This is a genomic window from Holzapfeliella sp. JNUCC 72, assembly GCF_053668685.1.
In genome coordinates, this window is record NZ_CM132220.1 from 1,004,707 (window position 1) to 1,019,379 (window position 14,673).

Annotated in this window: 8 protein-coding genes; all 8 read right to left on the reverse strand. The window is 36.6% G+C overall.

What is annotated here, in order from left to right; all coding sequences use genetic code 11:
* Positions 1–15 precede the first annotated feature (15 nt).
* The gene (locus JNUCC72_RS04985) at positions 16–1,407 is read right to left on the reverse strand and encodes an MFS transporter (RefSeq protein WP_454143454.1); all 1,392 of its coding nucleotides are present in this window, start codon (positions 1,405–1,407) and stop codon (positions 16–18) included.
* Between the two features lie 203 nt (positions 1,408–1,610).
* On the reverse strand, positions 1,611–2,354 hold the full coding sequence (locus JNUCC72_RS04990) for an amino acid ABC transporter ATP-binding protein (protein WP_454143097.1): 744 nt from the start codon (positions 2,352–2,354) through the stop codon (positions 1,611–1,613).
* Positions 2,354–3,811 carry an ABC transporter substrate-binding protein/permease gene (locus tag JNUCC72_RS04995; protein ID WP_454143456.1) on the reverse strand — a complete coding sequence of 486 codons (1,458 nt, stop codon included), beginning with the start codon at positions 3,809–3,811 and terminating at the stop codon, positions 2,354–2,356. The genes JNUCC72_RS04990 and JNUCC72_RS04995 overlap by 1 nt, the downstream gene beginning before the upstream one ends.
* A 237-nt stretch (positions 3,812–4,048) precedes the next feature.
* Positions 4,049–7,015 carry a peptidoglycan recognition protein family protein gene (locus JNUCC72_RS05000; protein WP_454143458.1) on the reverse strand — a complete coding sequence of 989 codons (2,967 nt, stop codon included), beginning with the start codon at positions 7,013–7,015 and terminating at the stop codon, positions 4,049–4,051.
* A gap of 121 nt (positions 7,016–7,136) precedes the next feature.
* Entirely contained in the window at positions 7,137–7,610 is a 474-nt protein-coding gene (locus JNUCC72_RS05005) for a sigma-70 RNA polymerase sigma factor region 4 domain-containing protein (protein ID WP_454143460.1), read from the reverse strand.
* 186 nt (positions 7,611–7,796) lie between these two features.
* Positions 7,797–8,618, reverse strand: coding sequence for a type 2 periplasmic-binding domain-containing protein (locus tag JNUCC72_RS05010; RefSeq protein WP_454143462.1), 822 nt, complete (start codon positions 8,616–8,618; stop codon positions 7,797–7,799).
* A gap of 112 nt (positions 8,619–8,730) precedes the next feature.
* The gene (locus tag JNUCC72_RS05015) at positions 8,731–11,856 is read right to left on the reverse strand and encodes a glycoside hydrolase family 73 protein (protein WP_454143464.1); all 3,126 of its coding nucleotides are present in this window, start codon (positions 11,854–11,856) and stop codon (positions 8,731–8,733) included.
* Between the two features lie 164 nt (positions 11,857–12,020).
* On the reverse strand, positions 12,021–14,663 hold the full coding sequence (locus tag JNUCC72_RS05020; protein WP_454143466.1) for a hypothetical protein: 2,643 nt from the start codon (positions 14,661–14,663) through the stop codon (positions 12,021–12,023).
* Positions 14,664–14,673: the final 10 nt, after the last annotated feature.

Here is a 14,673-nt window from a genome sequence, read left to right on the forward strand (position 1 = left end):
TGGTTTTTAATTTAATTATTGATTTGATTTGGCATTTGTTGACCAAATCATGACAACTTGGACTAACGTTAAGACCAAAAGGAAAATCATTGCATACATTGACCCTTGGCTAGTTGCTACTGTTTCACTAGTTGAACTCGCTTGAATCGTTGAATCAATAATTGTTGAAACAATAACTGTAGCAATTGCACCTGAAAACTGTTGAACAGTTGTCAAAATAGCATTACCATCGGCTTTCATTTCTCCAGGTAAGTAACTCAATCCTTGAGTCATGATATTACCGTATGAAAGTCCTACTCCTAACATGATAATCGTGTATAAAATTGTGATAAACACATCGCTTAAATTATAAGCAAAAATACTCAAAATCAGTAACGGGATAATTGTCAAAATCACACCCGTAATGATTGGTTTTTTGGCACCTAGTCGATCAAGTAAAATACCTGAAATAGGTGACATAACCGCCCCTAAAACAGCACCTGGTAGCAAGATCAAACCAGCTACTGTTGAATTACTATGATTAACCAATTGAACATAGTTAGGGACGATAAACGCTAATCCCAATGTGACGAATTGAGTGACGAAAAAACTGAATACATACTTAGCAAACGATGTATTTTTTAGACTTTTAACATTTAAAAGTGGTGAAACTTGGCTGTTTTGTCGACTAACAAAAAAGAATAATGAGACAACACCTACTGCCACAGGTAAAATAACGGTCAAACTTGCTAAACTGTGATGACTGATGCTACTAATTCCTAGAATTAAGCCCGCAAAAGTCAGTATAATCAATACAAAACTTAGCAAATCGAATCTTTCAGAAGGTTCAGATACATTGTTCAACTTGCCGATTGTGGATAACCCTAATACAAGAGAAATCACTAAAACTGGAATTAACAAGATGAAAATATAACGCCAACCTAATGTACTTAGAACAACACCACCAAAAGTCGGACCAACAGCTGATGCTGAAGCGGTAATTAATGAGCCGATTCCCATCATGAAACCTAGTCTTTCTTTTGGTACATTTTCTAAGATAATATTAAACATCAACGGTAACGCAATCCCTGTTCCTATTCCTTGAACAAATCGGCCCATCAATAATAACCAAAAGTTAGGGGCAATAATATCAAGTACTAAACCAATAATGAACAGTACGTTCGCAGTCACAAATAAATTGCGTGTTTTAAATTTGTTCTTCAAAAATTTGGATAACGGGATAATACTGGATAATACTAGTAAGTAAATAGTAGTCATCCACTGTACCGTACTAATTCCGATGTTAAATTCTGAGATTAAAGTTGGGAACGTGATACTCATCGACGTCTCCACAACTACCCCACTAAACGTCATTACACCTGCAGCTAAAATAGCTAGTATTACATTAATAGATAATTTTTTATTCATTAATAATCATTATTTCTTCTCCTATAAAAATCTAATTTATTTACAGAATCATTCACGACAATTCGTTACAGCCAGGATTCCCTCCTTTTTATTTAGTTTAAACGCGATTGATTCAGATAAATAAAAGATTAACATTATTTAAATTTTCTCGCAAGACCTTGACTAAAATAAAAAAACAGCTGATTTTTTCAGCTGTTTTTTGCTTATAGTACTTTTGATAAAAAGTCTTGTGTTCGTTTGTGTTGTGGATGATCAAAGATTTGTTCAGGTGTTCCCTGTTCAATAATGTGTCCTTGATCAAAGAATAACACGTGGTCTGCTACTTCTTTAGCAAATCCCATTTCGTGAGTAACCACAAGCATGGTCATTCCTTCTTTAGCCACGTCTTTCATAACGCCTAAAACATCGCCAACCATTTCAGGATCTAACGCACTTGTTGGTTCATCAAAAAGCATCACATCTGGGTTCATTACAAGTGAACGCGCAATTGCGACACGTTGTTTTTGTCCACCTGATAGTGAGTCAACTTTGACTTCTGCTTTGTCACTTAGACCCACACGTTTAAGATATTGACGCGCTTTCTTTTCAGCTTCTTCTTGACTCATTAATCCAAGTTCTCTTGGTGCTAAAGTCAAGTTATCAATCACGTTTAAGTTATTAAATAAGTTAAAGTGTTGAAACACCATGCCGATTTTTTCACGGACTTTATTGATGTCAGTTTCTTTACTGTTCAAGTCATGACCATCAATATTAATGTTTCCGCCTGTTGGTTCTTCTAAATGGTTGAGCATTCTCAAGAAAGTACTTTTACCTGATCCAGAAGGTCCAATAATAACCACAACTTGGTTACGTTTAACGTCTAAATCAACGCCTTTAATCACGTGATTGTCGCCATAACTCTTTTGCAAGTCACGAACTTTAATAATGTTTTCGGTTTTTTTAGCCATTATTTGTTCAACCTTCTTTCTACATATTTAGAAGCCCATGTTAATAAGGTAATGATTACTAAGTAAATTAGTGCAATAATTGCCCAAACTTTGAATCCTTCAAGGTTTCTAGCAATAATAATCTTACCTGTTTGTGTTAGTTCAACTAATCCGATAATTGATAAGATTGACGTATCTTTCAATGTGATAATGAATTGGTTGATAAATGATGGAATAATTAACTTAATTCCTTGTGGTAGCACAACTCGTCTCATGGCTTTACCAAATGGTAATCCAAGTGAACGTGCTGCTTCCATTTGTCCTTTATCAACAGACTTAATCCCACCTGCAATGAAGGCCGCTGTATAAGCCCCTTCATTGAACATTAAGGTGATAATTCCGGCAACAACAGCTGGAATTCTAACTCCTGTTAAACTTGGGATACCTGTATAAATGAACAATGCCAGTACTAGTAATGGCAATCCACGGAAAATATAAATAACTGTCGTTGAAATGCCATTTAAGATTTTACTTGGGACAACGCCCATCAAACCAAAGATAATCCCAAATATGGTAGCAAAGAAAATCGCCATCACGGTTAGAATCATGGTTTGTTTTAGCCCTTCCATTAAAGAAGAACCGTTAACTTTTAGTAATCCACTCCAACTACTTTCGTCACTCTTTTGTTGGCGTTGGTTATTCATCGCTTCTTCACCAACATATTTCGCAACGATTTTGTCGTAAGTACCGTTTTGTTTTAGTTTTTCAAGACCTTGGTTAAAGGCATTTAATAAATTTTGGTTTTGACCTTTTTTGACTGAGAAGCCATAAGGATCATTTGATAAAGTTTCTGATGCAATTTGAAGTGCTGTTCCTTGGTTAATCGCATAAGAAACTACTGACATATCTTCAAAGACACCAGCTGAGTTACCTGTGATAACATCTTGATACATTGAATTACTATCATCGAAGTTCACAATTTGGTAACCATATTTTTCAGCGTTTTCAGTCGCGTATTTGGCACCAGATGTACCTGTTTTAACTGCGACACGCTTACCTTTTACGTCTTCAATTGACTTAACATCACTACCTTTAGCAGAAGCAAAAACAATTCCGCTGTGATAGTAAGGTGTACTAAAGTCCATCTTGTTCTTACGTTCATTAGTGATTGTTGTTCCAGCAATCATACCGTCAACTTGACCAGTATCAAGAGCTTGAACAGCAGCACTAAATCCTAGTGGTAAGATTTTGACTTCAAAACCTTCTTCTTCAGCAACAGCTTTCATTAAGTCAATATCAATCCCCACGTATTGACCATCTGTGCTATTAGCAAATTCAAACGGCGGGAAAGTGACATCTGTACCAATTTGGTAAACTTTCTTTTCTGCCGCATTTACTGATGCATGTTGTGGCGTTACAAGTGCAATTGATATTACTGATACAATCGCTGCAAGTATTGCTACGATGCTTTTTTTCATAAAAATCCCTCTCACCTTTTCCATTATATTTTCTAATATACCATAAAAAAGTTATCTTATGTTAACAAAGTAACAGATAGACCAATTTTATCATATTCCGAAAATCCACTAATTATAATCATTCATTGTTAAATATTATCTCAAATTTTTGTAAAAAAAAATCGATTTTGTCAGAAAACCTGACATAAGCCCACAAAAAAAGCAAAACCAATTAAGGTTTTGCTTTTTAAATGACGATTAGTTAGCTAAAGTTGCATATTGTGCATCAATCCATTGATCAGTACCTACACAATACCAAACACGGCCATCAGCTGTTGTTTGTTTAGCAAAGATTTGCCATTGTGAATCATGTGGCAAGTAACGACCATCAATTGTTGAAGAAGCTGGTTTGTCCCAGATTGCAATTGATGCATTTGGATAGTTAATTGTCACGATACCACTAGTTGATGTGATGTTTTGTTGTGATGAGTTAGTGTTTGACTTCAAAGTCACACCTTGTGAACTAATCCAAGCAAGTGGAGATTGACCATCTGATACTAAGTAGTAGGCTTGGTTGTTGTAAGTTGCTTTTTTGACTACTGAGTTAGCATTTTGTAGATTTTGACTTAATCCACCTTCAACCATACCTTCAGACATTAAGTAATAAATCTTGTAGTTAGATTGAATAGTTGCTGATTGGTTCACATCACTCATTGTGTACTGACTAGCAGTGGGTTTTGTACTAGCAGTGTTGTTAGTGTTTGAACTAAATGACACCGCTGATTCAGGTACCCAAGCTAATGGAGATTGACCATCTGATACTAAGTAGTAGGTTTGGTTATTATAACTTGCTTTTGCAGTCACTTGTTTAGCTACGTTAACAAATTGTGAAGAACCACCTGCATCCACAAAACTATCCATCAAGTAGTAAGCATTTTGGTTGCCTTTTAAAGTAATGTTTTGCGGTGTCACTTGTGAAACTGCTGGTTTTTGAGGTGTTGTATTGGTTGTGGTATTGAAGTTCACACCTGCTTCAGCTACCCAAGCTAGTGGAGATTGACCATCTGATACTAAGTAGTATGTTTTTGAGTCAATTTGTGCTTTTTTGATAACACGTTTAGCTGAAGAAACAGATTGTGTTAGCATCCCTGAATCCACTAATCCTGAATCCATCATATAGTAAGTTTTGTAGTTACTATTCAATGAAGCAGCTTGATCCACATCTGAATAAGTTGGTTGGTTGTTTTGTGGTTGTGGTGTTGGGTTTGCTTTTTGAGAAACAGCGTCTGCTGGTACCCAAACAACCGGTGTTCCTGCACTGTCAGCTAATAAGTAGTAGGTCTTGTTAGCGTAAGTTGTTTTTTGAATAACTTGAGTAGCACTAAATTCTTGGCTCTTTTGACCAGCATCACTAAAGCTGTTGTTTACCAAGTAATAAGCTGGTTGGTTTGATGCAACTTGAATATTACTCATGCTAAAACTACTGATTGATGGTTTTTCAGGTTGTGGTGTTGGAGCCGGCGTATTACTTTGAAGTGTCACACCACTTTCACTAATCCAAGCAATCGGTGTTGAGCCGTTACCTACTAAGTAGTAAGTTTGACCTTCTAAAGTGGCTTTTTGGAGCACACGATTAATACCTGTTAGCTGACTTGAGTTTCCTGCATTAGTGAAGCCATTGTTCGTTAGGTAGTAAGTGTTGTAACCACCCTTGATTGTCGCATTACTTGTGAAATCTGAAAGAACTGGTTTTGGTTTAGCTTTTAATGACACACCATTACTATTAATCCAAGCCAATGGACTACCTTGGCTGTTTGATAATAAGTAGTAAGTTTGACCGTTGTAGGTTGCTTTTTGTGTGATTTGAGAAATATCACTCAGTGCATTTGAATATCCTGCATTACCAAAGCCTGTTCCTGTTAGGTAGTAAACAGGTTGATTCCCATTAACTGTCACGGGACTATTAAAGTTTGATACTTCAGGTTTAACAACTGAAATACTATTATCACTAACCCAACCATAGTTTTGACCATTTAGAGTTGCTAAGTAATAAGTCTTACCTGACTTTGTCACAGCTTTAGTTGTCAATGTTAATGTTGCTTGGCTAGTTGCTGAAGTTGTTGACTTGTAGCCTTCATCTGTGTATTGGTAAATTGGTTGTCCGGCATTAATCGTACCAAGCAGGCTTGTACCAGTTTGAGAAGTAATCGGATCTTGGTTCTTAATGTATTCAACTAAATCGGCATCTTTAATCCAAGTAAATGGCACATTACTACTGTTTTTAAGTAGTGAGTAGGTTTCACCGTTGTAAGTCGCTTTGGTATTCGTTGAATAAATTTGACCATTAGCTAAAGTTGACGCTGGTGATGATTGGTTAAATTTATTGTCTGAAGATAAACTATATAAGTAACCTGATGTCCCTGATTTAACTGTGTATTGTTTTTCTGTTGCACCGTATTGTGAAACGGTATTAGATGGTGTTGGTGTAGGCTCAGGCTTTGGTGATTGTGAAGAAGTATTGCCACCAAGTGCTTGATATTTTTGGTTAACAAGGTCAATAAACTGATCCATGCTATAACCATAGCTGTTAAAGTAAGCAACAGGGTCAGTATGGTTTGTTCCTCCTAAGAACTTAGAAACAGCATTATGTGACCAAACTGTTCCGGCACCATCGTATTCTGCACTATCCACAGGTAAGTTATAAGTTTTGAGTAAACTTGCCACGTAATAAGCATCGTTATTCACAGAACGTGCAAAGCCATCAAAAGTCTTCTCACGTACTAATTCAACCTGAATATAGCGCTTGTTAGCAACTGCACCAGCACCCCAGACACTACGACCAGGATTATGGATTTGGATAACTTGTGACTTATCTACAAAAGCATGAACATAAGCGCCAATATCATCCCAGTTATTCTTCATGTAAGACACTTCATTATAAATTGTTGAAGTTGGGTTAGCTGTTTCGTGGATCACAATCCCTTCAGGACGGCCATAACGATATGTGCCATCAGAAGTGAATGTAGAAGCCGAAATGTTGATTGCTGGGTTCGCAAACCCTTTTGCTTTGATATAGTCATTAACTTGAGAAGTTGCAGCTTGTACAACTTGTGATTGGTTATCAGTTTGGTGATTAGTTAGATTATTTTGAACAGCTAAAGTCAAAGTTAGTGCTAGAGATGATGCACTAACTAACTTTAGCATTTTCTTGTTATTTGATTTCATTAAAAGATGTTTCCTCCATCATGAGCTTTTCAAAAATTAGTCTCGATATTAATAAATTAACATTTAACCTATCAAGACTCAATACGGTTGGCGGTTTTGTAATACAATTGAAAACTAACGGCTAATTATTTGTCATTTGCCGTTTTAATTCTTGCTTTAATCGTTGTAGATATTTAGTTGAAATATTTTCTTTCTGGGCTAAATAACACATTGAATATCCTGAATCAAAAATCGCAATTAGTCGTTTCTTGTCTTGAATCTTAAATGATAATTGATTAATCACATCAGCAATTTCAAGCTGACTATTTTCTTCAAACAGTCCCCACTGTTCTTCTGTTGTTGTAACTTCAACACTTTGTCGCATTTGCTTTCTTAGTTGATCTATTGCTTGCCATTTGATTTTTTGAAAAGCGAGTTGATTAATCTTAGTGAGTTCTTCTTGTGGGTGGTATTTCTTGTAAACCTTTGCGTAATTAATGATGCCTTCTTGGACAAAATCTTGATAATCCATACGATAGTGATAAATTCCAGCAGCTTTAATCGCGCCATGGATGACACGACTATTACTTAGTGCTTGGTTGAATGCTTGTTCCATTATTGTGACCTCTTCATCTAAAAGTTGCCACAAGCGCTTGTGGTAGTCTTAGAATATAAGAATCACGTTGGCTCTTCCTCCGCTTGCTTAAGTCTTCTAACCCGCACCACTGCAACAAGCACTTCCCCCACAATAAAGTGCACGTCATAAATACTGCCTTTAGCATCAACTACCCAGCGGGCAAAATTACCACAAATAAAGTTTAGACTTTAGTCGGTAATCAATCAGTTGCAGCCACTCACGCTCTTCAATAATCAAATCATATTCTTTTTTGAGTAACTGGTAAGCAATCTTGAGTGCCTCTTCTTTCATAAGGGTACAAAAAAAGACTGTTTTCTCCGTACTTCTTGGAAATAACAGTCGATAATGATGCAAAATATAGTCATCGTTAAACGCTAGAGAACGCTTAACGAAGTTGTCCCTTGGTGCAAATAATAACCCGCGCTCATCCAAGAACAGTCGCAAAATCTGATGAGCAAAAGCTGACATCGAAACCGATTCGTTCACAAATTTATGAACCACAGCAAATAACCCTTGAAAACGAAAGTCTAATCCAACAAGTGACTTAAATAAGACGAATCGCTGATTATCACTCACATCTAAAATATGATGTAACCCGACCCAATCTGTCACTTGCTTGGCATAACCCTTTAACGAAAAGAACGTATAAGTGCCACAACAAAAGGTATGTAAGTGTGACGCTTTAAAGTAGCGTCTTAGATAACGGTCATGTAAGAAGTTCAACGTTCCTGACTTTACAAAATCGTTCATTAATTGTCTGGTTGATGCTCTAACCCCGATAACCCCATGATCCAAATCAAAAATAATTGTTTTCACTCCTGAAAATATCGGCGCATCAAAAAATGAGTACATAGCAATCACTTTTTCTGATAGTACGTGACTATCTTTAAACTCAATCTGTTGTCTTGCTTCCTCCGTTTGCAAAAACTCGTGTGAGATAATTCTCCCTTTAAAAAATTCTAATGCTGGATGCGACTTAATTTTCATTTTACTCTCCTTATATTATAATAATTTAAGATTAGCATAATCTATAGGTAATGCGTACTATTATTTTGCGACAAAATAAAAAAACCTCTCTTACGAGAGGTTTTTTGTTTGATTAGTTAAATCTATTATAGTTACTTAATTGTACGTATTGACCGTCAATCCATTGATTTAATCCAACTTGATAGTAAGTCTTATCATCTGAATGTGCTTCACCTAAGATGCGCCATTCTGTCCCATGTTTTAAGAAATTATCAGTTGGTTTTTGATTTTGATCCCACACACGAATACTGTAACCAGGAATGTAGTTAATCTTTGCAATACCTGATACAGAAATAGGGTTCGTAAAACGACCGCTTTGGAATTTAAGTGTTGTCGTCCAAAAGTCATTACCACCGCCATTTTTTGAAACGTGATAGTAAGTTGTTTGACCAACTTTTGCACTTTCAGTTAAGAGGTATGAATCATTAACGGCGCTGCCGTTACCTTGAATAGGTTCGAATCTGTTGTTACGTAGTTGGAACATTGGGTTACTTTGTTGAACCCAGACAGGTTGACCATCTTCTTTAGTAATTTGCACACTACTTTGGTTTGAATTACCGCCAAAATATAACCCTGCTTCATCAATCCAAGCAAGTCCTGTGCGACCATCTGTTGAAACTAAGTAGTAGTTCTTACCGTTTTGAGTCGCTTTTTTGATAACTTGAACAGAACCTGTATAACTATCACTCTTACCTGCACTAGTTAGGGCTAATGAGCTGTTATTGCCTGTTAAGTAGAAAGCATTACCACCGTTTACAACCGTTGCTGATTGAGATACATCAGTTAGTGAGATATTAGCATTTGTATTGTTTGAGGTTGATGCTGTTGTTGTTTGGCTGTCGCTCACTGCCTCACTTGATACCCAAGCAAATGGTGTTTGACCATCTGTTGAAAGTAGTGAGTAATTCTTGTTACCTTGAGTTGCAGTTTGGATAACTTTGAATTGTGAGTTAGTAAAGTCTGATGAATTACCAAAACGTGAAAATCCGCTTGATAGTAAGTAGTAAGTATTGTAATCAGGTGAAACTTTAACTGATTTAGGTGTAATAGCTTGAGTTGTCACTTTAGTATTATCAGCTGTATTTGAGGTTGTGCTGTCTGATTTAATATCTGAAGTTTGAACCCAAGCAAATGGTGTCTTACCATCTTGTGATAATAGGCTGTATTGGATTGAACCCTTTGTTGCTGTCTTAATCACAGTCATTGATGATGGTGACTTTTCACCAGCTTCAACAAAACCATTTGGCATCAAGTAGTAAGTCTTGGCACTAGTGTTGACTGTTACCTTGTGACCTGAAGCATCTTGGGTGGTAACTTTGTTGTCTGTTGATTGTTGCGTATTATTAGCAGCTTTCACATCTGAACTTTGCACCCAAGCAACAGGAGTTTTGCCATCATTTGAAACTAAGCTGTATTGAGTTGACCCTTTTGTCGCTGTCTTAATCACAGTCATTGATGATGGTAGTTTTTCGCCTGCATTCACAAAACCGTTGTTCATTAAGTAGTAGTTTGCTGCTCCTGAGTTAATGGTTACTTTTTGTGGCGTTACATCTTGCGTTGTTACCTTATCATCAGCTGGTTTTTGGGTATTGCTTGTTGAATTATCGTTTGTAACATCTGCAGTAGGTACCCAAGCAAATGGTGTCTTACCATCCTTTGATAGCAAACTGTAACCGACTGAGTTACTTGTGGCAGTTTGGATAACTGTCATTTGTGAAGGTGACTTTTCACCTGCTGCAACAAAGCTGTTATTCATCAAGTAGTAAGTCTTAGCATTAGCATTAACCGTTACTTTTTGTGGCGTAACACTTTGAGGTTTGATTTGTTCTTTTTCTTGTTTAGGCTCTTCTTTTGGTTGTTCAGCTGGACGATCAGTTACACCTGTTTGATCAATCCAACCAAGTTCACTTGTACCATCTGAAGATAATAGGTAATAAGTTCTATCACCTTGTGTGGCTTTTTGGATAATTTTGACGTCTTTACTACCAAAGTTCTTAGTGTTGTTAGAAATACTAAATGTATTATCTTTCAAGCTATAAACATTATAGTCATCTTGCACACGAATATCTTTTGCGGCAATTGTTGTCTTATTCACAGGGTTTTCGGGTGCTTGACTCACTTCTGTCTTATCTAATGTAATGTCAGATGCCTTGACCCAAACGCCTAGTAGGTTAGTTAGGTAATATGTGTTACCTTGCTCTGTTGTAGCCTTTGAAACTAGCTTAACGCTTTGGTTAGCTAATTGCTTAGAAACGTTAAAGGTATTATCCATACTTAATTGGTAAGCAGAAACATTGCCGCTAATACGAGCTGAACCTGAGAAAGAAGCAGTGCTCTTAACTTTCTCACCAGCTGTATTAGTTGGTTGCGTTGGTGTTGGATTAGTTGGGCCTTGACTGATGTTTGAAGTCACATCTTTGTCACTTACCCATAGATTGTTCGTTAGACGGTAGTAGACACTGTTATCCGGTAAAACAACCTTTTGGTTGATTGAGAAGACTTGTCCTGCTGTTGCTGTATTAGACTTGGTCTTTACACCTGTATAAGTGTTATATAAGTTAGCAGCTGTCTTCGTTTGAACTTGTCCATTAACTGATGTTACTTGAGGATCAAAACGAGTTAAGTTATAAGTTTCAATCACACGATTTAAGTTTGTGTTATAAGTAGGAGAAGTTGCATAACGACCTGTTAGCCACTTAGTTGAGTCTTGATAACTCGTTGTGTTCTCAATCCATGTTCCGTTGTAGAAATTAGAATTAGTTGTTAAACCGTTACGTAGTTTATCTCCATTATCACCAAATGATGCGCCAAAGTCAGGATACTTACGGAATGGTGCTTGAATTTGAATATATTTACCCGCATTGTAATCCCATTCACTTGTTGGCATCATCACTGATTGACCTTGGTATGATCCTTTAATCCCAAATAAATTGTAGTTAGGTGCTTGTCCAAGGGCAGATGTTCCCCATGCACTTTCTAGAATTGCTTGTGCCATCATAACAGATGGATAAACACCATAGTTCATTGCTTGTGCTTGGGCATATGGGGCAATTCTTTCAATGAATTGCGCATTGTCATTAGTAGCAGCTTGTACGGTATTGCTTGAAGCTTGTTGTGACAACAAATGTGACGCTGGCAAAGCTGACACAGACAGAACTGTTGCAGCAGCTAACGTAGTTGTTAGAAACTTTTTACTCATTATAGTTACTCTCCTCTTTATAATCATCTTATTATCTTAATCGTACCAACTTTAACTCAGCTAAACAAGGTTAAGGCCTGACTTGTAACCAAAATGTTATATTCAAGCATAAAAAAAAGACAATCTCAGTTGAGATTGTCTTTTAATATCTAGTCAGATGTTAATTAGAATTGAGCGTATGTGTCTTCAATCCATTGTGCATCTGTACCGATACGGTAGTATTTGTGTTCGCCAACAGTTTTCACTGCCCAAACTTTGTAAGCTTCACCATGACCAACTGATTGTTGTTGCATGTTTGCTTGACCATCACGTAAGAATACACGGAATCCTGGTACGTAGTTAATTGTTAACTCGCCTTGCATTGGTGTTTCTTGGTTTGATGATGTGTTTGTGTTGTTTTGAGCTGGTGTGTCATCGTTGTTTGAATTTGCATCAAAGTATTTGCTTTGTACCCATTGGTTACCTTGGGCACTCTTAACACGTGTATATGAAATACCGTCTACAGTTTTTGTATCAAATGTTTTAACAGTTGTACCATTTGCGATGAAGTCTGTTGAAGGGTTAACAGCATCACCTGCGATACCCCAAACTAGAACGCTAGCGTTAGCTTTATAGTTAACAACTTTATCAATACCAACGTTGTTCAATGCTAGAACTCTAACTTTACGAGTAACATTTGTTGTTAAACCTTGAGCATTTGTTACTGAGTAAACTACATCGTATTCACCAGGAACATTGTTGTTAAATTGTTGCATGTTAATTGAAACTTGTGAGTTATCAATTTGTGGTACATTTTTTGAAACTTTTTGAGCATCAGCGTAGTAATTTGCTTTTTTATCGGCATCTGTTGATAATAAACCACCATTGTTTTCAAATACTGTTACATCTGCAAGTGGCTTGAATTGTTGACCTTGGAAAAGTGTTACTGCATCTGATGAATCAGCTTTAACTGTTTCACCATCTTTGTAAGCATTTGTAGAGAATGCAATACGTGGTTGGTTATCTTCTTTAGCTTTTTGTTCAGCTGTTTGGAAGTTTACAACAAATCTAAGTGTTGCTTGTTTTTGGTTAATAGGACTTGAAACAGTTAAAGTAAATACGTTTCTACCTGTTAAACCATTAACTGTATCTTTTTCTTTGTTGTATGTTGCACCAGCTGAAGTCAAGGCTGAAATCACTTGATCTTTAGTAATATTAACTACAACGTTATTTTGATCTCCAGCAAAAGCTTGTACAGATTGTTGTAGACTTGATGTAATGCTATTTACATTGCTGTCTTTGTCTGATGCTTGGATTGCACCATCTTTAACTTCGTAATTGTTTTTGCTATTTTTGTTTGCTTCCAAAGTAGGTAGAGTTGCTAGTGTGTTATTTGGAAGTGATGTGTTTTTGATAGCGAAGAATGGTTGTGCATTGTTATCATCTGCGTAAACTTGTACGTTACGAGTAATTGAGTAACTTACCAACCCACTTTTACCATCTTGAGTTTTTGGAACGCTGCTATCAGGAGTATTCTGAGTTAAAACAACACCGTTTCCTAAGTCAAATTTTGCACCATTTTTAGGAACATCGTTAACTTTTGAAGGAATGATAGCACCACCGTTACCATTTAAAGCAACAGGAACAGTGAAGTTTAGAGTTTGAACAGCTGTACCAAATTTAACAAATTTGTCTACACCATTTTCAGTACCAATAACTGCGTTGTCTCCAGCATCACCATTTGCGATACTTGCTGTTAGACTGTTAATATCAGGTGTCATTGTTGAACCTTTTTCATCAGTCATTTTTAATGATTTAACAGCTTCATAACCAAGTTTGAAGTTTGAAATAGATGAACCTTTTTTAGCAATACCTGAAGCAAAGTCTACATGTGCTGTACCTGTACTTTGTTGGCTATTAGTAAATTTAAGTGTTACAGTTTTTGTTTTTGCTGTATCTACGTTTTGTGTTTTAGCTTCAACTACGAAGTCAACAGAATATGATGAACCTGCTTCGCGAGTATTGTCGTAGATTGTTCTAGCTGTATCTTTTGCTGACCAGTTATCTCCTGCATGTTTAAATGAGTAAGTGTTTTGGTTATCTCTATCTTGTTCAGCTATGTTGGTAATACTGAAGTATGGGTCTAAAGTTTTTGCAACAATTTCGCCTGTTTTTGCTGAATTAGAAAAGTTGCTGTAAGATACTTGTGATTGGTAAGCAGTTTCAAATAGATTTTCTAAGTCTGTTTGATTTTTATCGATTACCGAAACATCTGCTGATTTGAAATGATCTAAAACAGTTTGGGCAATTTGTGAAGCTGTTTTATCTGTTGTAGGTGCTGTAGGTGCAGGTGCAGGTGTTACAGCTTTTTTGAAGTTTACATAAACATCTTTTTTAGCAGGGTCACTACCCTCGGCAGGATTTTGGTCGGTGAATGTAAATTTAACTGAAACTGCAGTTGAATCTGATGCTGTATCTAATTTACTTTTCAACTCTGCTTGATTTTTATTTGTATTATCAACTGACGCAGAAAGTTTATAAGTCTTTCCAGACTCTAGAGATGCTCTTCCTGCAAGCTCACCCGCAAAATCAGTAAAAGCATTTCCTAATTTAGTACTATTTTCTCCAGATAAAGCAGATGCATATTTTTCTGAAGTATTAGTTTCATTAATTGATTTTTCTAGAGCATTTGCTTGAGATGAACCATCGTCACTTCCTGCGGCAGAAACTGTAGTTGGTGCAACGTGACCAACTACTGGGGCAACTGATGGCGCAACAGCTAGTAAAGCAGCAGCTGTCACACCAAAGTATTTGATTGATTTTTTCATAATTGTGGTG